The 20,656-nt window shown below is 66.1% G+C and carries 20 protein-coding genes; 8 read left to right on the forward strand and 12 right to left on the reverse strand.

Annotated features, from left to right (window positions below):
* Positions 1–32 precede the first annotated feature (32 nt).
* From BFAL_RS11960 to BFAL_RS04805, 10 genes are all read right to left on the reverse strand, one after another.
* Positions 33–464, reverse strand: a complete 432-nt coding sequence (locus tag BFAL_RS11960; protein WP_503089871.1) for a phosphoribosyl-ATP diphosphatase — start codon at positions 462–464, stop codon at positions 33–35.
* On the reverse strand, positions 367–1,035 hold the full coding sequence (gene rpe / locus BFAL_RS04765) for a ribulose-phosphate 3-epimerase (protein WP_055427284.1): 669 nt from the start codon (positions 1,033–1,035) through the stop codon (positions 367–369). Before rpe ends, BFAL_RS11960 begins: the two co-directional genes overlap by 98 nt.
* Positions 1,036–1,098: 63 nt before the next feature.
* Positions 1,099–2,043, reverse strand: a complete 945-nt coding sequence (gene lgt / locus BFAL_RS04770; RefSeq protein WP_055427285.1) for a prolipoprotein diacylglyceryl transferase — start codon at positions 2,041–2,043, stop codon at positions 1,099–1,101.
* Between the two features lie 105 nt (positions 2,044–2,148).
* Positions 2,149–3,021: a tryptophan synthase subunit alpha gene (gene trpA / locus BFAL_RS04775; RefSeq protein WP_055427286.1), complete on the reverse strand. Its 873-nt coding sequence runs from the start codon at positions 3,019–3,021 to the stop codon at positions 2,149–2,151.
* Positions 3,022–3,044: 23 nt separating this feature from the next.
* On the reverse strand, positions 3,045–5,132 hold the full coding sequence (locus BFAL_RS04780; protein WP_055427287.1) for a bifunctional indole-3-glycerol phosphate synthase/tryptophan synthase subunit beta: 2,088 nt from the start codon (positions 5,130–5,132) through the stop codon (positions 3,045–3,047).
* A gap of 116 nt (positions 5,133–5,248) precedes the next feature.
* Complete coding sequence (locus tag BFAL_RS04785; protein ID WP_055427288.1) at positions 5,249–6,481, reverse strand: ABC transporter permease; 1,233 nt, start codon at positions 6,479–6,481, stop codon at positions 5,249–5,251.
* Positions 6,478–7,212, reverse strand: coding sequence for an ABC transporter ATP-binding protein (locus tag BFAL_RS04790; protein ID WP_055427289.1), 735 nt, complete (start codon positions 7,210–7,212; stop codon positions 6,478–6,480). Before BFAL_RS04790 ends, BFAL_RS04785 begins: the two co-directional genes overlap by 4 nt.
* Positions 7,209–8,363 (reverse strand): peptidoglycan-binding protein, encoded by a 1,155-nt coding sequence (locus tag BFAL_RS04795; RefSeq protein WP_055427290.1) that lies wholly within the window; start codon positions 8,361–8,363, stop codon positions 7,209–7,211. Before BFAL_RS04795 ends, BFAL_RS04790 begins: the two co-directional genes overlap by 4 nt.
* 68 nt (positions 8,364–8,431) lie before the next feature.
* Positions 8,432–9,292, reverse strand: coding sequence for a hypothetical protein (locus BFAL_RS11230; protein ID WP_055427291.1), 861 nt, complete (start codon positions 9,290–9,292; stop codon positions 8,432–8,434).
* A gap of 141 nt (positions 9,293–9,433) precedes the next feature.
* Positions 9,434–10,291 (reverse strand): hypothetical protein, encoded by an 858-nt coding sequence (locus BFAL_RS04805; RefSeq protein ID WP_055427292.1) that lies wholly within the window; start codon positions 10,289–10,291, stop codon positions 9,434–9,436.
* Between the two features lie 164 nt (positions 10,292–10,455).
* Here BFAL_RS04805 and BFAL_RS04810 point away from each other — a divergent pair, with 164 nt between their 5' ends.
* From BFAL_RS04810 to BFAL_RS10645, 4 genes are all read left to right on the forward strand, one after another.
* Positions 10,456–11,127, forward strand: coding sequence for a response regulator transcription factor (locus tag BFAL_RS04810; protein ID WP_055427293.1), 672 nt, complete (start codon positions 10,456–10,458; stop codon positions 11,125–11,127).
* Positions 11,124–12,683, forward strand: a complete 1,560-nt coding sequence (locus BFAL_RS04815) for a sensor histidine kinase (RefSeq protein ID WP_055427294.1) — start codon at positions 11,124–11,126, stop codon at positions 12,681–12,683. Before BFAL_RS04810 ends, BFAL_RS04815 begins: the two co-directional genes overlap by 4 nt.
* An 84-nt stretch (positions 12,684–12,767) precedes the next feature.
* Positions 12,768–13,133 (forward strand): phage holin family protein, encoded by a 366-nt coding sequence (locus BFAL_RS04820; RefSeq protein ID WP_055427295.1) that lies wholly within the window; start codon positions 12,768–12,770, stop codon positions 13,131–13,133.
* A 639-nt stretch (positions 13,134–13,772) separates the two neighbouring features.
* Positions 13,773–15,044, forward strand: coding sequence for an MFS transporter (locus tag BFAL_RS10645; RefSeq protein WP_160319034.1), 1,272 nt, complete (start codon positions 13,773–13,775; stop codon positions 15,042–15,044).
* Between the two features lie 91 nt (positions 15,045–15,135).
* On the opposite strand, the gene BFAL_RS04830 is transcribed toward BFAL_RS10645, so the two are convergent.
* Positions 15,136–15,738: an NAD(P)H-dependent oxidoreductase gene (locus tag BFAL_RS04830; protein WP_055427296.1), complete on the reverse strand. Its 603-nt coding sequence runs from the start codon at positions 15,736–15,738 to the stop codon at positions 15,136–15,138.
* A gap of 296 nt (positions 15,739–16,034) precedes the next feature.
* Between BFAL_RS04830 and BFAL_RS04835 the strand changes: the two genes are divergently transcribed.
* Positions 16,035–16,994: an aldo/keto reductase gene (locus tag BFAL_RS04835; RefSeq protein ID WP_055427297.1), complete on the forward strand. Its 960-nt coding sequence runs from the start codon at positions 16,035–16,037 to the stop codon at positions 16,992–16,994.
* A gap of 145 nt (positions 16,995–17,139) precedes the next feature.
* Complete coding sequence (locus tag BFAL_RS04840; RefSeq protein ID WP_055427298.1) at positions 17,140–18,573, forward strand: MATE family efflux transporter; 1,434 nt, start codon at positions 17,140–17,142, stop codon at positions 18,571–18,573.
* A 26-nt stretch (positions 18,574–18,599) separates the two neighbouring features.
* Here the strand turns inward: BFAL_RS04840 and BFAL_RS04845 are convergent, their stop codons facing one another.
* Complete coding sequence (locus BFAL_RS04845) at positions 18,600–18,899, reverse strand: DUF2316 family protein (RefSeq protein ID WP_082440370.1); 300 nt, start codon at positions 18,897–18,899, stop codon at positions 18,600–18,602.
* A gap of 169 nt (positions 18,900–19,068) precedes the next feature.
* On the opposite strand from BFAL_RS04845, the gene BFAL_RS04850 reads away from it, so the two are divergent.
* Both BFAL_RS04850 and BFAL_RS04855 read left to right on the forward strand, forming a co-directional pair.
* Positions 19,069–19,689: an isochorismatase family protein gene (locus BFAL_RS04850; protein ID WP_055427299.1), complete on the forward strand. Its 621-nt coding sequence runs from the start codon at positions 19,069–19,071 to the stop codon at positions 19,687–19,689.
* Between the two features lie 48 nt (positions 19,690–19,737).
* Positions 19,738–20,643, forward strand: coding sequence for a deoxyribonuclease IV (locus BFAL_RS04855; RefSeq protein WP_055427300.1), 906 nt, complete (start codon positions 19,738–19,740; stop codon positions 20,641–20,643).
* Positions 20,644–20,656 lie beyond the last annotated feature (13 nt).

Raw genomic sequence — 20,656 nt, forward strand, 5'->3', positions numbered from 1 at the left:
GCGGAATGACGACCCGGGTGTGATTTACGCCCTCACAGGTGCTTGTAGACGTCCTCGAGGCTCAGCCCGTGCTTGATCATCATGACCTGCACGTGGTAGAGCAGCTGGCTCATCTCTTCGGCGGTGCGGTCCGCACCCTCGTATTCGGCGGCGATCCAGGTCTCGCTGGCCTCCTCGACGATTTTCTTGCCGATGAAATGGGTGCCCTTGTCGAGCTCCTCGACGGTCAGGGAGCCTTCGGGCCGGGTCTGGGCCTTCTCGCTCAGCTCGGCGAACAGCGATTCAAACGTCTTCATGTGTCTGTGTTGCTTTCTTCTTTGTGTGGGATTGCAGGAATCCGGGGTCTGAAATTCGTGTGTCGACGGTTCAGTCGCGATACGCGGCAGCGGCTTTCTCGCGGATGGAGTCGATGGCCGCCGCACGATCGTCGGCACCATAGACGGCTGATCCGGCCACGAGCACATCGGCACCGGCCTCGGCGACGATGTGCGCGGTCTTCGGGCTTACGCCGCCGTCGACCTGGATCTTGGTGGCGAGGCCGCGGCGGGTGATCTCGTCGCGCAGACGACGGACCTTGTTCATCTGGTTGTCGAGGAACTTCTGGCCGCCGAAGCCGGGTTCGACCGTCATGATGAGGATCATGTCGAACTCGTCGAGGATGTCGAAGATCGGCTCGACCGGCTCGACCGGACGGACGGCGAAGCAGGCCTTGCAGCCCATGTCGCGCAGCTGGCGGGCGAGACGCACCGGGGCGTGGGTGGCGCCCATGTGGAAGGAGACGGAGGCAGCGCCGAGCTTGGCGTATTCGGGCGCCCAACGATCCGGATCCTCGATCATCAGGTGCACGTCGACCGGCAGGTCGGTCACTTCGCAGATGCGCTTGACGATCGGCTCGCCGAGCGTCAGGTTCGGGACGAAGTGGTGGTCCATCACATCGACGTGGACGAGATCGGCGTTGGCGATGGCCTTGAGGTCACGTTCGAGGTTGCAGAAGTCGGCGGACAGGATGCTGGGGGCGATTTCAATCTTCTTCATGGTTCCATACCTTACTATCAACGGGGACTACGTCCGTGGTTTGGGTGGGTTGCGGCGATATGTTCAGTCGCCGTTCCCCGTGTGTTTGGTCTTGGCTCGCCGTTCCTCGTCCTGGCGTTGGCGTTCGAGCTCATCGGCGGTGATCGCGGTGAGGCGGTCGGCAAGCTCGCCGGTCTCGCGCCCGACGCGGTGCAGCACGACGAACAGGACGCATCCGGCGAGGAACACGAGCATGGCGGTCCACACGTTGGTCCTCAGACCGAGAATCACCGTGGAGTAGTTGATGCGCACGTTCTCGATCCATGTGCGGCCGAGCCCGTACCACATCATGTACATGGCGAACTGCTGCCCGGCCTTGAGCTTCGATGCGAACCTGCGTCCGATCCACACGATGAGCGCGGCGCCGATGAGATTCCAGATCATCTCGTAGAGGAATGTCGGGTGGAACAACGTGCCGGTCGGGCATGCCGTGCCCTGCCAGCACACCTCGGTGCGGCCAATCGCGTCGGACTCGTAGTTGAGCTTCAATCCCCACGGCAATGTGGTGGGCCACCCGTACAGCTCCTGGTTGAACCAGTTGCCGAGTCTTCCGATGGCCTGGGCCACGAGCAGTCCGGGGGCCAGACAGTCGGCGAGCAATGCGAATGGATAACGCTTGTGACGGCACCACAGGAACGCGGCAAGCGCGCCTACGCCGATGCCGCCGAAGATGGCCATGCCGCCTTCCCACACCTTGATGATGTCGGCGGGGTCGCCGGTCGGAGGGAAGTACATGGCCGGTGTGGTGAACACGTGGTAGAGGCGCGCCCCCACCAGTCCGCAGGGCACGGCCACCAACGTGGTGTCGAGCACCTGGTCGAAAGTGCCGCCGACCCGCTTCCACCTGCGGGTGAGAATCCATACGGCGAAGCACACGCCGATGAGGATGCACACCGCGTACATGCGGATGGTCACCGGGCCGATCTCGAATTTCGAGAACGACGGGGAGGGAATGTATGCGAGGTTCATGCTTTCATCCTACGCGTGTCCATGCGGACCGGTGCGGAAGCGATCCCGCCCCACACCGGTCCGCATGGACACGGACATGGTCATCTGTCAGGGTCGTCGTCCGTTTCAGGCGCGCGCGCCATGGATGCCGGCGGCGAGTTCCTCGCTCTTGGCCGCGAGCAGCTTCAGCCCTTCGGCGGCGTCACGTGCGGAACGGTTGTCGTCGGCGAGCAGCGTGTGCACGAGGGCGGAGCCGACGATTACGCCGTCCGCGTAGGAGCCGACCCGCGCACCCTGTTCGGCGGTGGACACGCCGATGCCGACGCACACGTTCTCGGCGCCCGCCTTGCGTGTGCGTTCGACGAGACGTTCCGGGGAGGCGTCGAGCTGTGCGCGTTCGCCGGTGACGCCCATGCGTGCGGCCGCGTAGACGAATCCGCGCGCGTTGCGGGCGACGACTTCGAGACGCTCGTCGGCCGAATCCGGGGAGACCAGGAAGATGCGGTCAAGGCCATGGCGGTCGGAGGCCTCGATCCATTCCCCCGCCTCGTCGGGAATGAGGTCGGGCGTGATGAGACCGGCACCGCCGGCGTTCTCGAAGTCGGTGGCGAAACGTTCGACGCCGTAGTGGTAGATGAGGTTCCAGTAGCTCATGACCAGCGGCACGCCGCCGGCGTTGGCCACGGTCTCGACGGCCTCGAACACGCGCTTGATGGTCTCGCCGTTGTTCAGGGCGATCGACGATGCGGCCTGGATGACCGGGCCGTCCATCACCGGGTCGGAGTACGGCAGGCCGATCTCGACGGCGTCGACGCCGTGCTCGACCATCGTCCTCAGCGCGTCGAGCGAGGTTTCGGGGTCCGGGAAGCCGTACGGCAGGTAGCCGATGAAGGCCGGTTTGTTCTCGGCCTTGAACTTGGTGAACATGGCCTCGGTCTGGCTGGGCTTGTGGCTGATGCCCAGCGGCTGACCGGAGGGTGTGGTTGCGGTGGTTGTCATGATTGTCGTTCTCCTCTTCTCGTTCAGGCGACCGTGTCGCCGTGTGCACCGGTGACTTCGAGCGCCTTGGCCTGGTCGTCGGTCAGGTAGCCGAACCACTTGCCGGCGGTGGCCATGTCCTTGTCGCCGCGGCCGGAGATGTTGACGATCATGACGGCCTTGTCGTAGCCCTTGGCCTTGAGATCCGCAGCGGCCTTGTAGGCGCCGGCGACCGCGTGCGAGCTTTCGATGGCGGGAATGATGCCTTCGGTCTGGCTCAGGTCGCGGAAGGCGTTCATCGCCTCCTCATCGGTGGCCCACGAGTAGTTCACGCGGCCGATGTCTTTGAGCCAGGAGTGCTCCGGGCCCACGGACGCATAGTCGAGGCCGGCGGAGATGGAGTACGTGTCGAGCGTCTGACCTTCGTCGGTCTCCAGCAGGTAGCTCTTGGCGCCCTGGAACATGCCGAGCTGGCCGGTGCCGGGGGCGAAGCGGATGGCGTGTCTGCCGGATTCGGGGCCGTTGCCGCCGGCCTCGTAGCCGTAGAGGTTGACGCGTTCGTCGTCAAGGAAGGCGTTCATCACGCCGATGGCGTTGGAGCCGCCGCCCACGCACGCGCACACCGCGTCCGGATGGTCGATGCCGTACCATTCCTGCAGCTGCTGCTTGGCCTCCTCGCCGATGATCTTCTGGAAGTCGCGCACCATTTCGGGGAACGGGTGGGGGCCCGCGACGGTGCCGAGCAGGTAGTGGGTGTCCTTGACGTTGGTGACCCAGTCGCGCAGGGCCTCGTTGATGGCGTCCTTGAGGATGCGGTCGCCGAGCGTGACCTCCACGACCTCGGCGCCGAGCATGCGCATGCGGGCCACGTTGAGGGCCTGACGGCGGGCGTCGATCTGGCCCATGTAGATGCGGCACTTGAGACCCATCATCGCGCACACGGTGGCGGTGGCGACGCCGTGCTGGCCGGCGCCGGTCTCGGCGATCACGCGGGTCTTGCCCATGCGCTTGACAAGCAGGGCCTGGCCGAGCGCGTTGTTGATCTTGTGCGCGCCGGTGTGGTTGAGGTCCTCGCGCTTGAGGAAGACGCGCGCGTCGAGGCCGGTCCTCTCCTTGACGAGCGCGGAGAAGCGCGGAGCCTCGGTCAACGGGCTCGGACGGCCCACGTAGCGCTGTTGGAGGGTCATGAACTCCTTGTGGAATTCGGGATCGGCCTTGGCCTCATCGTAGACGCGCTCGAGCTCGTCCAATGCGGTGATGAGCGCCTCGGGCACGTAGCGACCGCCGAACTGGCCCCAGTACGGGCCGTGGTGTTCGCTCAACGGGGTGGTTTCGGATGCCTTCACTCTTGCTCCTGCCTTCACTAGTCGTTCGACCGCCAGCTCGTGGTCGTCGGCGGTGGCCACGCCCTCGCCGACCAGCACCGCGTCCGCGCCCGCCCGGCCGTAATCCTCGACCTCGACGGCGCCGAACACGCCGGACTCCGCCACCTTGATGACGTCGTCCGGCAGGTCCGCAGCCAGTTCGTTGTATTTGTTGACGTCCACCCTCAGGTCCTTGAGGTTGCGGGCGTTGATGCCGATCACCTTCGCTCCGGCGGCGACCGCACGCTCGATCTCCTCGCGCGTGTGCGTCTCGACGAGGACCGTCATCTTGAGGTCGTGCGCGAGATCGAGCAGATGCTTGAGCGTCGCGTCGTCCAGCGCGGCGACGATGAGCAGCACCAGGTCGGCGCCGTGGGCGCGCGCCTCGTAGATCTGGTAGTCGGTGACGATGAAGTCCTTGCGCAGCAACGGGATGTGCACCGCTGCACGGACCTTGTCGAAGTCGTCGAGGGAGCCGAGGAACCGGCGGCCTTCGGTGAGCACGGAGATCGCGCTCGCTCCGCCCTTCTCGTATTCGCGGGCCAATGCGGCCGGGTCGGGGATGTCGCTCAGATGACCCTTGGACGGGGAGGCGCGCTTGATCTCGGCGATCACGGGGATGCCGTCGGCGCGCTTGAGCCATCGGGTCGCATCGATCGGGGCCGGGGCCGCCAGCGCGGCATTCCTGATTTCCTCCAATGACACGGCATGCTCGCGAGCCTGCTGGTCCTCCAGCGCGCCCGCCACCAATTCGTCCAGTACCGACATGGTCCTCCCCTTGTATGTGTAAGTCGACCATGCGCCACAATAGGACGGTCGCCGTATCTGCGGATACCCGCGTCCTACATTCTGGGCGATTTCGGAGCCTGTAGAATTCCCCGCCTTCACTCCCCGCGCAGCGCCGCGGTCGGCGCGAGCCGCGCGGCCCTCGACGCCGGATAGATGCCGGCGAGCGCGCCGACGAGCACGGCCGCGCCCCATGCGGCGGGCAGCGTCCCCCAATCCAGCACGGTCGGCTGCCCCGCCCATACCGCGAAGCCGAACACCGTGCCGGCCCCGAGCATCGTACCGGCGAGACCGCCGAATGCGGAGAGCATGGCCGCTTCGGTGACGAACTGCATGCGGATCGCGCTGGGGGTCGCGCCGAGCGCGCGTCTCAGTCCGATTTCGCCGCGGCGTTCCATCACGGTGACGATCATCATGTTGGCGATGCTCATGCCGCCTACGGCCAGTGCGATCGCTCCGATCATCAGCCCCAGCGTGTTGAGGGAGTCGTCGGTGGTGTTGCGTGCTTCGGACAGGTCGACTGACGCGTTGACGGATACGTTGGCGCCGGTGAGGTTCGCCGCGTGGGCGAGCATGCGTCGCAGCGTTTCGGTGTCACCTGGTCTGGTGCGCACGTAGATCGCGCTGATCTGGCCGATCGTTTCGGCCTGGTCCGGGTGGCTCGCCTTCGCCTGTGTCGAGCCGATGATGACCGACGGGTCGAGGTTCTGCGCCTGCGGTGCCGGGGCGAGGATGCCGACGATCCCGTACCATGCGTCGTCGATGAGGATGCGGTCGCCGACCGTGGTGACGCCGAGTCGGTAGGCGGCCTCGGAGCCGAGTATCGCCACGGGCAGATGCTGGTTGTGCTCGTCGATGCCGTGCCCCTGCACGACCCTTGCCCCGACGGCGTCCAGCGCGTCCGGCCGCATGACCGTCAGCGTCAGGGCGTTGCCGTTGGATTTGGGTACGAACTCGTTCTTGAAGATCCTCACGTTCTCGGGTGCCGTGTCGAACACGCCCACCCGTTCCACCTGCGGCTGGCGTGCGATGGTTTCGGGCGCGTATGCGGGCAGGGGCACGGGCTGCTGTGCGGCGTCGCGTCCCGGTGACACGACCTGTAGGTTCGCGCCGAGCGAGTCGAGGCGGGCGAGCAGTGCGGCCTGGTTCGACGCGGCGATGCCGGAGAGTGCCACGTATGCGGCCACGCCGAGCGCGATGCCCAATGCGGCGAGCACCGTGCGGGACATGCGTCCGGTGGCCCCGATCCATGCCGTGTGCATGAGGTCCGCGAATCGTGTGGTCGGTGGGCGTCCTTTCGGCGGCCGCTCCGTTCGGGTGGTGACGGTCATGCGCCTCTTCCCTCGTTTCCGTCGTCGTCCGCGTCGTCGTGCCGTGTGTCCGGCGGCAGTTCGGTCACGACGCCGTCCCTCATGTGCAGCCGCCTCGGGAAGCGCGCGGCGATGGATGGGTCGTGGGTGACGACCACGAGGCTCGCCCCGTCGTCCGCCGCTCCCAGCAGCAGGTCGATGATCGCGTGCCCGGTGGCGGTGTCGAGCGCGCCGGTCGGCTCGTCGGCGAAGATCACGTCCGGGTTTTTGGCGAGCGCGCGGGCGATGGCCACGCGCTGTTGTTCGCCGCCGGAGAGCTGTGGCGGCCGGTGTCGCAGGCGTTCGCCCAGTCCGACCCGTTGCAGGGCGTCGATGGCGCGTGCGCGTCGGGTGTGGTGTGGGATCGTCGTGTATTGCAGTCCGGTCGTCACGTTCTCGATCGCGCAGACGGTGGGGATCAGGTGGAACTGCTGGAACACGAAGCCGATGCGTGTCGCGCGCAGGGCGCTTCGGTGCCGCTCCCCCATGGCCGCGACGTCTTCTCCGTCGTAGCGCAGGGTGCCCGTGGTGGGCATGTCGAGCGTGCCCAAGAGGGACAGGAGCGTCGATTTGCCGGAGCCGGACGGTCCGACGATCGCGATCCGTTCGCCGTGTTCGATTGCGAGCGATGTGGGGTGCAGGATCTCCAGCGGGCTTCCGTCGCGGCCCGGATAGCTTTTCGTGGCTTGGTCGAGTTCGAGCAGGGCGGTCATGAGACGACCACCTTGTCGCCGGCCTTGAGCCCGTCGGCGCGGGTCAGCTGCACCTGCGCGTTCGCGACGAGGCCGAGTTCGACGGGGATGCGTTCGAGCCGCTGACCGCGCACCACGTCGACCGCGTATGTGCTGCCGGCGGAGGCGATGATCGCGGTGACGGGCACGATCAGCGTCTCCGCGGTGTTCGTGTTCGTCGTGTTGGGGATGACGAGCTGCACGGAGGTCGCGCCGAAGCTCGCGACCTGCGTCTGGTCGGGGAAGTCGATGCGCGCCGACGGCGAGGTGACCTGCCCGTCCTTGCCGGTGGACTGGCCGCCCTGGTCGACGGCGGCGAGCGTGGTGTCGATGGTCGTGTTGTTCGGCAGGATGACCTGTACTGTGTCGCCCGCTTTGAACGTGGCTGCCTGTGTGGCGCTGAGCGTGGCCTCGACGTGCAGCGCGACGCCGGTGTAGGTGCCGGGGCTCACGTTGGTTTCGCCGAGTTTGGCGGTGACGGTGTTGATGCGGATGGGTGCGGTCGCGGCGAGCGCCACGGATCCGGGTTCGAAGACGCCGGTCACCTGGTCGCCTGTGAGCCCGAGGGTTCTGGTCTGCCATTGGCGTATGGCTTCGCGGGTGCGCCAGTCGAAATGCGTGTTGGGGGCGGCTTTGAAGTAGCCGAGTTCCTGCAGGTTCGTTTCGAGTTGGGTCACGTCGGGCCCGTCGGGCACGTCCACTTGGAGGGTGCGCCAGAACGGGCGTGTGCCGTGGAACAGCGGCACGGTCACGCCGTCCATCTCGTATACCTGTTGGCCGGTGGCGATTTCGGCGCCGGGTGTGGGCAGTTGGGTGATGGTGCCGGTCGCCGGTTGGAATTCGGATGGTTCGTCGTATTGGAGGGTGCCGCCGAGCCGGGTTTCGGCGTTGAGGACGCCTGTAGTGACCGGTTGGGTGCGCAACGTGCTCACGTCGACGGCAATGCCGGATGAGGCGTGCGTGCCCGTCGCCGTCGCCTTTCCCGTACGGTCGGGGCCGGTCATGTCGGCGATTAGTGTCCATGGTCGGGTGATCGCGCACACGGCGATGAGTCCCGCGACCGTGACGCATGCGGCGATCGTGGCGATGATCCTGCGCACCTTGCCGATCCGTCTTGTTTCCGTCCGTGTCATCGTGGCACCTCCTGTATGTGCTGTGTACAGTCGTCCGTGCGGCCCGCCGCTGCGACCGTCGTTGGTCGTCATCGTGCGGCCGTCGGGCTGCCGATGCCGTATTGCGTGGTCGTCCAATCGGCGGCGCCGTCCGCCTCGTCCATCACCTTCATGTAGTCGTAGCCGAACTCCTCGGGTGTGCCGTCGAATCCGAAGCTGATGCGCGCGTCCCCGACCGGGCATTCCTTGAAGAATCGTCTGAGCTCGTCGGCCGTCACGGTCCGTGGGATGAGAATCGTGGTCGGCTCGTCGCCGCTCGGGTCCGCGACCCAGCTGAAGCCTTTGCCGCGCGCCTTCCTCGCGAAGTCGAGCGCGGCGCGTTTGTCCTCCTCGCTGTATGTGGGTTGCCCCGAGGAGAGGTCCTGCGCGGGTTGGGTGAAGTTCGGGTGTTTCGCCTCGCAGTCCGCGTAGTCGGCCTGTTTCGACTCGTATGGGGTGCCGGCGAGCGCGGTGGAGTCCTTGAAGGCGACCCATACGGTGCCGTAGTCGAGCGCGGTGAACATGGCGTTGGCGTAGAGCTGTTGGGTTGCGCTGTCGGTGCCTATGCTCGTGCCGGTGTCGTCGGTGGTGACGGGGTTGCCGGTGCGGTCGATCATGCGCAGTTCGGCCATGTTCCTGACGGTGGGGGCTTTGGCTTTGCCGGATGCGTCGGGTGCGCCGGGGCCGACAGCGGTTCTCGCGTCGAGGCCTTTGGATGTGAGGCAGGCGACGAATTTGCGTGCGGTTTCGTCGACGGGGAGGTTGCTGGTGGTGTCGGTGGCGTTGGTGTCGGTGCCGTCGCCGGTGGTCGTGGTGTCGGATGCCGGGCCGGCGCAGGCGGCGAGCGTGAGGAGGAGGGTGGCGGATATGATGGCCGCCGTGCTTGCGGTGAGGAGTCGGTTGCGGGTCATCACGAGTCTCCTTGGGTGGTGTCCAGTGTCCGTTGGGACGGGTGGTCGGGTTGTCGCGTCCCATTCAACCGGGTGCTTCGTCGCGTGTCGGTGTGGGTCGGGTTTACCTTCGGCTTACCTGCGTCGGATGGCCGATCGGGCTCAGCCGATCCGGGACAGCTCCTGCTGCACCGAGTGGATGTCGTATGGGTAGTCGCCGTGCCACGAGTAGGTGACCGGCGCGTCTCCGGGGTCGCATTCCCTCAGGAACCGGCGCACGTCGTTCTCCGGCACGTAGGCGGGGATCACGATGCGTAAGGGGTGCTCTCCGCTCGGATCCGCCACCCAGTCGAATCCCTTGGCCCGTGCGGCGCGTGCGAAGGCCAATACCGCGTTCCGGTCCGTCTGGGAGGCGTTCTCGTCGGCGGTGAGGCGTTGCACGCCTTGCGTGAAATCGGGGTCGGCCCGTTCGCAGGCCGCATAGTCCTGCTGCTTCGCCGCGTACGGGGATCCGGCCAGATCGGCGGAGTCGCGTGCGATGATGTACGGGAAGTCGTCGCCGGTAAGGCCGTTGCTGAGGATGCCCGTCGACATGATGTTCGGGTACAGTGCCGGGTCCGTGGTCCAGTCCTGGGTGGTGACGCCGTCGTCGCCGGGGATGAGCCTGGGCTGTTTGGGATTGCCGGCGGCGTCGATTTCGAGCAGTGCGACCTGATCGTTGCGTTCGCCCACGATGCGCGCGTCGAACCCTTTGGACACGAGGCAGGCGGCGAACCTGCGCACGATCGTACTCGCCGGATAGCCGGTCTCTGCGGTACAGTCTGCGCCGGCCGGGGCGGCCCCGCAATCGTCGGAGCCGTCCGACGCCATGGCGTCTCCGCCGACGGCATGCGAATGCGATGATGCCGTGCCGGTCGAATCGGCGTCGCCGCCGTAGCCCGCGCATGCGGCGAGCGCCAGCAGCATCGCCGACGCCATGGCCGCGGCAAGCAGCCGGATGATGATGGAATGGCTCTTCATGATAATGCCCTCCTTCACTTCCCATTGCACTCCGCTGACGGTGCCGTATCGGTGTGAACCCTCCTTACCCTCGCCTTACCGTCGCCGCGGGAGGATAATGACGATACGGAAGGACGGATCGCAAAGTGCCGTCGGAAGCACGGGGACGAGGAGCGTGGGGACGCATGCGAATACTGATCGTCGAGGACGACCGCGATCTGGCGGCCGCATTGGATGACGCGCTGCGCTACGAAGGGTACGCGACCGACGTGGCCATGACGGGAGTCGAGGCGCTCAAGGCACTGGCCGACACGGACGTCGACATCGTCCTGCTCGACCGCGACCTGCCCGTCCTGTCCGGAGACGCCGTGATGGCGACGATCGCCGCGAACCGCATCCCCGTCGCCGTGATCATGCTCACCGCCGCGGCCGACGTCAGCGACAGGGTCAGCGGGCTCGACTTGGGCGCGGACGACTACCTGACCAAACCGTTCGCCTACCCGGAGCTCCTCGCGCGCATCCGCGCCCTGCAGCGCCGCGCCGGCAAGGGCGCCGCCACGGCCGCCGTGCTCACCCGCGGCGACCTGACGCTCGACACCACGCGCCGGCTCGTGTTCCGCGACCACGGACGCACGCTCGTCAAACTCACCCCCAAGGAGTACGGCGTGCTCCTGGAGCTCATGCGCGCCGACGGCGGCTACGTGAGCGTGGACGAACTCCACCGGAGCGTGTGGGACGCCGACCCGGACGTCGAGGCCGCCGACGTGGTCAAGACCACCATGTACTCGCTGCGACGCAAACTGGAGGACCGCGACCTGATCGTCTCCACACGCGGGGAAGGATACCGGCTCGCATGACCCGCAACCGAGACCAGGAACATAACCGGCCGCCGGCCAAGGCACAGACACGGATCCGAGGCCGTGTCGCCCGCCGCCTGCGCCGGGTCGCCGACCGGCTCACCCCGCGCACGTTCCGCGCCAAGCTCACCATCGCGATCAGCGTCGTGTTCCTCATCGCCCTCGGATCGGCGGCCATCGTGCAGACCGTCATCATCAACGGCATGTTCTCCTACGCGATGACCGTCTCCTACGAGAACGGACAGGACGGCGGACAGACCGGACAGCCGAACGGCGGCGACAATACCGGGAAGGCCCCGTCGGACGACGACTTCCTGTCCGTCGAGGGCTGGTCCGTGGACCCCGACCCACGGACATGGCAGGAAACGCACCAGCAACCGTACATGGACGCCCCGCAATTCCTCGGCAGCGCCAGCAACGGCAAAGGGGCCGGCTCCGCCACCGGCCGGACCAACGGCCAACCCTACCGCGTCGAATGGGGCGACGACGGATCGTTCACCATCACCACGCCATACGGGATCTCCATATGGAACCAGGACACCATAGCCAACGGACTGCGCATCAGCGCCGCCGTCATCTTCGTGTTCTTCGGCGCCACCAGCATCCTCGTCATCTGGATCGTCACCTCACGAATGTCCCGCAGGCTCAAATCCATCAGCGAGCAGACGGCCACGCTCGACCCGAACGACCTCGGCACGCGCATCGACACGGACGGGACGGGACGTTCACGCCCAGGCGACGAGATCACCAGCCTCGGCGACTCCATCAACGGCATGCTCGACCGCATCCAGGCCGCCTCCGAAGCCGAGCGACGGTTCGTGTCCAACGCGTCGCACGAACTGCGCACCCCCATCGCCGCCGTCGAGACGAACCTCGACGCGCCCCTGGCACAGGGGAGGTTCCCCGAGGACGTCGCACCATCCGTCCGCCGGGCGCTCGCCGCCAACCGGCGCGGCGCCGAACTCGTCGACGCGCTGCTCACCCTCTCACGCATCCAAAGCGGCGCATACGGCAAACTCGCGCCGGCCGCGACTGGAACGGGGAACGGGACGCACGACGCAACGGGCGCATCGGCAGCGGGGACGACGGACCTCGCCGCATGCGTGGACGACGCGCTCGCCGACATGGATCACGGCATCCGCGAGCGCCGCATCGACGTGACGTTCGACGCCGCCGATCACGTCACGGCGAAGGCCGATTCCGCGCTGATGCGTCTCGCGGTCGGCAATCTCATCCGCAACGCCGTCGTGCACAACACCGACGGCGGGTCGATCACGGCATCCATCGACGCGACCGGCGACGGCGAGGTGACGCTCACCGTCACGAACACCACCGACGAGCGGCTGCCGGACAATCTCGACGACCTCGTCCAGCCGTTCCACCGCGGCGTGAACTCGCGCATCAGCGCCGTCTCCGGCGTGGGACTCGGCCTGTCCATCGCCGACGCCGCATGCACCGCGATGGGCGCGCGGCTGCGCCTGTCTAAGACGTCGTCGGAGCCGCGACCTGGAACCGACGTCTTCAACGCCGGGATAACCGGACTGTCCGCATCCTGAGTGGCGCGTCCTGCCGCTCAAGGACCGTTCGCCGTCGACCGCAATCACATTCCGATGACAATCCAGCTGGCACAATCAGGTGGTATGAGGCAATTCATCACACGTTGGCTGATACTGACCGTTGCGGCGGGCGTCATGGTCGCGCTCTTGCCCGGCATGAGGGCGGTCGGTGAGCCGCCGATCCTCGGCATCGCCGCGTTCTCCCTGTTCATGGCGCTCATCAACGCGTCAATCAAACCTGTCGTGCATCTGGTGGCGCTGCCGATCTCCATCCTGAGTCTCGGCGTGTTCGCGCTGGTCATCAACTGGCTGTTCATGGAGCTTTCCTCGTGGCTGGCGTTCTCCCTGTTCGACGTGGGCGTCGTCATCGACGGGTTCTGGTGGTCGGTGGCCGGTTCGATCATCATGTCGATCGTCTCCGGCATCGTCTCCTCCATCATCGGCGAATAACCGCACGGGCCGGCATTCGATTATGCCGTACCAGGCACGCTCCCCCTACGACGTTTCCTCTCCGCCAGCTTTATGTGCCATATCGGCGCAACACAATCGGAGCGAGCGAGCGAGCGAGCGAGTTGATTCGTCGCCGTACGTCAGGATATAATCGTCTCACCAATGGGAAAACGCCAATGACGGACGTTCCCCGTAAACCCGCATTGAACCGTCGCACTGCTGCTTTCACCGCAAAGAGGTCTTCATGTACCACGTTCTGGTCTCGTTCGCATACGACTAGCAGGAAGGACGCTTCCGCCGTCTTCCCGCCGATCATGCCCGTCCCGCCTGCTATCGGATCGGGCATGTCGTCTTGTCATGCGACATTCCGGAACACCGCCTCGAGAATCAGACGCATCGAGAAACGTCGTCCGTCGATAGGCCATCGAATCCGCTGCCATCGGCGGATTGCCCACCGGCATCATTCCCGCCGGTACTATCCGACCGTTTCCGACCGTCTTGGCTCATCGGGGCACGTCATGAAAGAAGCTCCTCATGCACGCCCGCAATCAACAATCCGACTCACCTGCCCCTGCCGATCCCGCCGGCGCCGCGGCCGGCACCACCGATTCACCGAAAACCGACATCCGAACGCGATCATTGTGGCGTTCGCGAACCTACCGGAACTGGTTCGCCGCCGACACGGCAGACGTGTTCGCGGTCAGCCTGCGCACATTCGCCATACCACTGATCGGACTCGCCGTGTCCGGCTCGCCGTTCGTCGCCGGTCTGCTCGTCGCCGTCGAGTCGACGATCGGGCTGGTCCTGATGACGATCGGTGGAGCGCTCGCCGACCGTCACGACAAGCGGACGCTGATGATCCTGCTGGGCCTGGCAGGACTCGCCTTGTCCTCGATCGCGGCCGTCCTGCTCGCGGCAAACGCGATGGGCACGTCCATGTTCTCCATACTGGTGGTCTTGTTCGCGGTGATGAACGGGCTGCTGGGTCCGGCCAATGACGCGATGCTCAAGTCGATCGTGCCGCAGGAACGGTTCGCGAAGGCGCAAGCCGTCCGTGAGGCTCGCGAATCCTGTGTGGAACTGTCCGGCGGGACGCTCGGCGGACTGTTGTATCGGATCGCCGGCTGGGGTCCGTTCCTCGTCTCCGCCATCCTGTACCTGGTCGCGGCGATCACGGCTCTCACGTTGCCGAAACGCGGCATTCGCGCCGTTGCGGGCATCGAATCGGCGGGCAGGTCCGATGAATCATCCACAAGACCTTCCTCCGGTTCGTCCGACCCGTCGTTTCTCCGCCAGTTCATGGACGGTTGGCGTTGGACGTTGTCCAGACGCATCGTGCTCGCCGCCATCATCCAGGGCGCCGTCATCAACGTCGCCTGTTACGGAAGCATCATCGGCGTGCAGATCATGCTCGCCGCCCGTGGTACGGATGCGGCGCTCATCGGACTGGTAGGCACGGCCACCGGCGTCGCCTCGCTGATTGGCTCGCTGGCCGCCGGAAGACTCGTCGAACACATGCGCACCGGCCGTCTCATCATCCTCACGTTCACGGTGTTCACCATCGCGATGATCCCGCTCGTGTTCACCGACTCCTATGCGGTGGCCGTCATCTGCATGAGCGTCGCGTCCGTGTTGTTCCCCGCATTGAACGCCGGCGAACTCGGCTTCATCTACGGGCGTACGCCGGAGCACATGCAGGGCCGGGTGTCCACGGTGTTCGAGACGACGATCGGCGTGCCCGGCGCGCTCACCCCGGCATTGGTCGGATGGCTGTTGCAGGTACCGGGATTTGGGTTCCATGCGGCCATGCTGATGGTCGTCCTGTGCGCGGCTCTCGGACTGCTGCTCGCCTGTGTCACGCCGACGAGACGCATACCGAAGCCGGACCGCTGGGAGCAGGTCGAACTGTAGCGGGACGGCGGGCCCCCATAACGCGAAAGTGGATGCGGCCCGGTCCTGACGGACCGGGTCGCATCCACTCACATCGTTCGCGGCATATCGTTCATGCCAGGGAGGCGCCCAGCTGCCTGATGCGGTCGAGGTGGCGGGCGGCGGCCTCGCGCTTGACCGGGTCGTCGTCGCCCATCGACAGGCCGTCGACGTAGACGAGCTCGGCATCCTTCACGCCGCAGTACTTCATGAGGGTCTGGCGGCGGATCTGGTTGTCCAGCGCCTCGCCGATGCCGTCGGACTCGTACCAGGATTCCGTGCCGCCGGTCAGGAGGATCACGCGCACCGTCTTGCCGGCGAGCGCTCCGGGGGTGCCGTCCGCGTGGTAGGCGAAGCCGCGGCAGATGACGCGGTCGAACAGGCCCTTGACCATGGCGGGCATGGTGTACCAGTAGACGGGGAACGCGAGGACGATCACGTCGGCTGCGGCGAGCCTGTCCTGGATGGCGGCCACGTCGGCGGGGACGGGCCCCTTGCCGAGGTAGTGGGCGCGGTCGGCGGACGAGTAGACGGGGCTGAATCCGGTGTCGTAGAGGTCGAGGACGTCCGCCGTGCCGCCGCGCGTGCGGAATCCTTCGGCGAAGGCCTTGCCGACGGCGTTGGTGAGGCTGGCGTGTTCGGGATTGGAGGTGATGACGAGTGCGGTGTTGCTCATGCTTCAATCCTTGTCTCCAATCTGGACGATGAGGGGTGTGGGAGGTCGGTTTCGTTCGCCTGCTGGTCACGTGGCTTCCCCGCTTCCCCCGTAATGTGATCGCACCGGCCGAATCGGGAATCACGGCGTCATGACGACGGGTGTCGGGAATATTTCGCCATAAGCAGGATGAATACCGGCATCGGCATAGCGCATGTGTCGAAACGCCATAATGTTGAAGGCAAGGGCGGCAAAGGAACCGTCCGGCACCCGCCGGGGACGACGGGCGAACGAAGGCATGAACTGAAAGGACGATCATGAGCGATACGCGTGTGAAGGTCGGCGACAGCGACCTCGAGGTGTTCCCGCTGGTATTGGGCGGCAACACGTTCGGTTGGACCAGCGACGAGACGACGAGCCGCAAGGTGCTGGACGAGTACGTGGAGGCCGGCGGCAACTTCATCGACACGGCCGACGTGTATTCGGCGTGGGCGCCGGGCAACGCGGGCGGCGAATCCGAGATCATCCTCGGCCGCTGGCTCGCCGTGCGGAACAACCGCGACCAGATCGTCGTCGCCACGAAGGTCAGCGAGCACCCGCAGTACAAGGGCCTGTCCCACGACAATGTGATCGCCGCCGCGAACGAGTCCCTGCTGCGCCTCGGCGTCGACGCGATCGACCTGTACTACGCGCACTTCGACGACAAGGAGACCCCGCTCGAGGAGACGGCCGCCGCGTTCGACGAGCTCGTCAAGGCCGGCAAGATCCGCGCGATCGGCCTGTCCAACTACACGGCCGACCGCATCGAGGAATGGTTCCGCATCGCCCGTGAGCACGGCTACGCGCTGCCGGTCGCGTTGGAGCCGCACTACAACCTCGTCACGCGCGGCAACTACGAGCGCACGCTCGCGCCGGTCGCCGCACGCGAGAATCTCGCCGTGTTCCCGTACTTCTCACTGGCCGCGGGCTTCCTGACCGGCAAGTACCGTTCCGCCGCGGACGCGGAGGGCAAGGCGCGTCAGGGCATGGTCGCCGACTATCTCACCGTCGACGGCTTCGCACTGGTCGACGCGCTCGACGAGATCGCCAAGGCGCATGGCGCGGCGATCGCCACGGTCGCGCTCACGTGGCTGCGCCACCGCCCGCAGGTCGCCGGCCCCATCGCCTCGGCACGTACGCCCGAACAGCTGCCCGCCCTCCTCGCCTCCGCGGCTCTCGACCTGGCCGCGGACGAGGTCGCCGCGCTCGACAAGGCTTCGGAACCGTTCACGAAGTGAGATGCGGGGTGCCGGGAACCGCCGGTTCCGGCGCCATCTGCGCGACCATCGGCGAATAGCGCACGCCGGCGCATACAATGCTTGAGGCCGGCATCCGTCCTGGAACGGATGCCGGCCTCAAGCATGACCCAGGGAGGAGAAGGAAGTGGACAGCGAACTGTTCGAGAAGGCGCCGATTCCGAAGGCGTATTTCGCGCTGACGATGCCGGTGGTGCTCAGCATGCTGGTCACGCTGGTGTACAACATGATGGACACGTACTTCGTGGCGCACACCGGCGACACGAACATGGTCGCGGGCGTATCCCTGACGGCTCCCATGTTCACGGTGATGATCGCGCTCGGCGACATCTTCGGGCTCGGCGGCGCCTCGGTCGTCTCCCGCCTGTTCGGTCGCAAACGGTACGACGACGGCCGACGTCTGAGCGTGTTCTGCTTCTGGGGCGCCATCGCGACCGGTCTCGTCATCGTCGCGCTCGGACTCGTGTTCCGCGACCAGATGCTCACCCTGCTCGGCGCCACGGCCGACACGTGGACGCATGCCAGCGCGTTCTACACGCTCATCATCATCGGCTCCCCGTTCATCATCGTCTCGATGACGCCGACGAACCTGCTGCGCACCGAAGGCCATGCCGTGCCCTCGATGATCGGATCGGTCATCGGCACCGGCGTCAACATGGTGCTCAACCCCCTGTTCATCCAGGGGCTCGGCTGGGGTGCCGCGGGCAGCGCCGGCGCGACGGTGATCGCGAACATCTGCACCGACGCGTATTTCGTCTGGTTCCTGCTCAAGCACAGCCGCAACCTGTCCATCGACCCGCGGCTCATGTTCGGCGACGCGACCGCGCCCGCGCCCGGAGCGACATCCACGACGGGATTCCTCCGCCGTCCCGACATCACGGCGCTCGAGGTGCGCAACATCCTCGCCATCGGCATCCCGTCGGCCGTCACGAACCTCACGCAGAGCGTGGGCATCGTGATGGTGAACCTGTTCCTGCTGCCTTACGGCACGGATGCGGTCGCGGCGATGGGCATCGCGCTGAAGGTCGTCATGATCGCCGTGCTCGTGTTCGTTGGGTTCGCGTTCGGCGCGCAGCCGCTCATCGGATACAACTACGGCGCGCGGGCGATGGCCCGCCTGCACGGCATCATGCGGTTCGCCTACGCGTTCCTATGCTCGTTCGCGCTCGTCATGACGGTGGTGTTGAGCGTGTTCGACCGTCAGCTCATGCGGTTCTTCATCCAGGACGAGAAGGTCGTCGCGCTCGGCGCCGGCATGCTGCGCGTGCAGCTGCTCAGCCTCGTGTGCGTGGCGATCGTGATGGTGACGACGTGCACGTTCCAGTCGACCGGCAAGGCGCTGGGCGCGTTCGTCCTGTCGATCAGCAGGCAGGGCGTGATCCTCGCCGTCACGCTCGCCGTGGGCTCCCGCCTGTTCGGCTACGACGGAGTCATCGCCGCGCAGGCCGTGGCCGATCTGGTCACCGCGTTGATGGCGGTCGTCCTGTTCGTGGTGATGCTTCCGGAGCTGCGTTCAGGCTCAGGCGACGGCAAAGCGCGTCAGTCCGTCTCCGCCGCCTGACGCGTACGGCGTCGAACATGCGTCACTCAGTCCAGCCTGTTCGCGTCGATGACGCGGCCGTCGAGGAACCAGTAGTCGTGGGGGTCTCCGCGCAGGGCGCTGAACGGCACCGGCGTCACCCCCGCAGCCGCGGCCTTGTCCAGCAGATAGCCGCGTACGATCCACGGGTATTCGAGCACTCCGGATCTGAGCCCGATGATGCGTTCGACGGTCTTGCCGTCGACACCGAAATCCGCACCGATGTCGTCGGCGGTCAGGCCGAGCAGACGCATGTTCTCCCGGAACTCCCGGATGGTGTTCTCCCGCTGCTGACTGGTCAATGACATACGCCTGCCTCCTTTGCTCCGAGCCTTCCGCCCGCAAGGCATACGCCCTTCACACGGGAGACGGCCGACGGCGGTCACCCCAACTCCATACGTTCCGCCGTCGCCTATCATAGGCCTCATAAGGGACTCCCGCACGAACGTCCCGCCGCACCATTCGAAAGGAGACGACATGACGAAGAAGGCGTTGATCGTGGTCGACGTGCAGCCGACGTTCTGCGAAGGAGGCGAACTCGGCGTCGAGGGAGGCAACGCGGTAGCCGAACGGATCGCCGCGTACGTCACGGCGCATCGCGACGACTATGCGGCGATCGCCACCACGCAGGACTGGCATATCGAACCGGGCGCGCACTGGTCCGAACACCCCGACTTCGTGGACACGTGGCCCGTGCACGGCAAGGCGGGCACCCCGAACGCGCTGCTGCACCCGGCCATCGCCGCGCTCGGCATCGAGCACCATTTCAAGAAAGGCCAGTATTCGGCCGCCTACTCCGGTTTCGAAGGCGTCGAGGACAACACGGACCGCATCCCCACGCGCGAAGAGGTCACCGCCGCACTGGAGGCGGGTCGTACGCTCGCCAACCTGCTGGAAGCCGCCGGCGTCACGCATGTGGACGTGATCGGCATCGCCGAATCGCATTGCGTCAAGGAGACCGCGCTCGACGCGGTCCGGCTCGGCTACCCGGTCACCGTGTACGAGGACCTCACCGTGCCGGTCAGCGAGGAACTCGGCCGCACGGCACGCCACGAAATGGCCGACGCGGGCGTCACGCTCGCCGATTCGCCCCGGTGAGCATGCGGGCGAAGAATGACCGGAGGAACGGATAGACGGGGAGAGCACGTGAATTCAGGGCATGAGGCGGGGCGTACGGCCTCGCCGTTCATCGGATCGCATCTTTCCACCAGCGGAGGTTGGGACGCGCTCATCGAACGCTCGCATGCGGAGGAAGGCTCCACGTTCGCGTTCTTCCCGCGTTCGCCGTACGGCAAACGGTCGAAGTCACTCGACCCCGCCGGCGCGTTCGCGTTCGGCGAGCGCCTGCTGGCGGAGCGGTACGGGCCGATCGTCGTCCACGCCCCGTATGTGTACAATCTCGCCGGCAAGGACGCGGCCAAACGCGGGTTCGCCATCGAGGCGCTCGCCGATGATCTTCGTCTTCTTGCGCCGATCCGCGCGGCCGGGCAGCCGATTTGTCTCAACATCCACCCGGGATCGCATGTGGGCCAGGGCTCCGAAAAGGGATGTCATCTCATCGCGGACGGATTGAACCAGGTGTTCGACATGCTCGCCGCCGATGGAGGCGTGGACGGGACCGTGCCGGTGCTGTTGGAGACGATGGCGGGCAAGGGCACCGAATGCGGGCGGTCCTTCGAGGAGCTGCGCGAGATCATCGACCGGTTCCACGGGAACGACGACGCCATCGGCGTCACGTTCGACACCTGTCACGTGTTCGACGCCGGTTATGACCTGCTCGACGATTTCGACGGCGTGATGCGCGAGCTGAACGATACGCTCGGATTGGACATGGTCAAGGCCATCCACGCGAACGATTCGATGTTCGGATTGGGGTCGCATAAGGACCGTCATGCGAACATCGGCAAAGGGCTGCTCGGCATCCGATTCTTCACCCGTCTCGTCAACGATGTTCGTCTGTCGTCGCTGCCGATGATCCTCGAGACCAAGGAGCTCACGCCGGACACGCATCGTGAGGAGATCGCGCTGTTGCGAGGGTTGCGAGAGGACTGAACTGCCGGTCGTC

The organism is Bifidobacterium aesculapii (genome assembly GCF_001417815.1).
GTDB lineage: Bacteria > Actinomycetota > Actinomycetes > Actinomycetales > Bifidobacteriaceae > Bifidobacterium > Bifidobacterium aesculapii.

Excerpts from the sequence above, each read along its gene's own strand:
- BFAL_RS11960 (WP_503089871.1), bottom strand. The coding sequence starts at position 464 with ATGTGCTCGTGGCCGGATCAGCCGTCTATGGTGCCGACGATCGTGCGG.
- rpe (WP_055427284.1), bottom strand. The coding sequence starts at position 1,035 with ATGAAGAAGATTGAAATCGCCCCCAGCATCCTGTCCGCCGACTTCTGC.
- lgt (WP_055427285.1), bottom strand. The coding sequence starts at position 2,043 with ATGAACCTCGCATACATTCCCTCCCCGTCGTTCTCGAAATTCGAGATC.
- trpA (WP_055427286.1), bottom strand. The coding sequence starts at position 3,021 with ATGACAACCACCGCAACCACACCCTCCGGTCAGCCGCTGGGCATCAGC.
- BFAL_RS04780 (WP_055427287.1), bottom strand. The coding sequence starts at position 5,132 with ATGTCGGTACTGGACGAATTGGTGGCGGGCGCGCTGGAGGACCAGCAG.
- BFAL_RS04785 (WP_055427288.1), bottom strand. The coding sequence starts at position 6,481 with ATGACCGTCACCACCCGAACGGAGCGGCCGCCGAAAGGACGCCCACCG.
- BFAL_RS04790 (WP_055427289.1), bottom strand. The coding sequence starts at position 7,212 with ATGACCGCCCTGCTCGAACTCGACCAAGCCACGAAAAGCTATCCGGGC.
- BFAL_RS04795 (WP_055427290.1), bottom strand. The coding sequence starts at position 8,363 with ATGACACGGACGGAAACAAGACGGATCGGCAAGGTGCGCAGGATCATC.
- BFAL_RS11230 (WP_055427291.1), bottom strand. The coding sequence starts at position 9,292 with ATGACCCGCAACCGACTCCTCACCGCAAGCACGGCGGCCATCATATCC.
- BFAL_RS04805 (WP_055427292.1), bottom strand. The coding sequence starts at position 10,291 with ATGAAGAGCCATTCCATCATCATCCGGCTGCTTGCCGCGGCCATGGCG.
- BFAL_RS04810 (WP_055427293.1), top strand. The coding sequence starts at position 10,456 with ATGCGAATACTGATCGTCGAGGACGACCGCGATCTGGCGGCCGCATTG.
- BFAL_RS04815 (WP_055427294.1), top strand. The coding sequence starts at position 11,124 with ATGACCCGCAACCGAGACCAGGAACATAACCGGCCGCCGGCCAAGGCA.
- BFAL_RS04820 (WP_055427295.1), top strand. The coding sequence starts at position 12,768 with ATGAGGCAATTCATCACACGTTGGCTGATACTGACCGTTGCGGCGGGC.
- BFAL_RS04830 (WP_055427296.1), bottom strand. The coding sequence starts at position 15,738 with ATGAGCAACACCGCACTCGTCATCACCTCCAATCCCGAACACGCCAGC.
- BFAL_RS04835 (WP_055427297.1), top strand. The coding sequence starts at position 16,035 with ATGAGCGATACGCGTGTGAAGGTCGGCGACAGCGACCTCGAGGTGTTC.
- BFAL_RS04845 (WP_082440370.1), bottom strand. The coding sequence starts at position 18,899 with ATGTCATTGACCAGTCAGCAGCGGGAGAACACCATCCGGGAGTTCCGG.
- BFAL_RS04850 (WP_055427299.1), top strand. The coding sequence starts at position 19,069 with ATGACGAAGAAGGCGTTGATCGTGGTCGACGTGCAGCCGACGTTCTGC.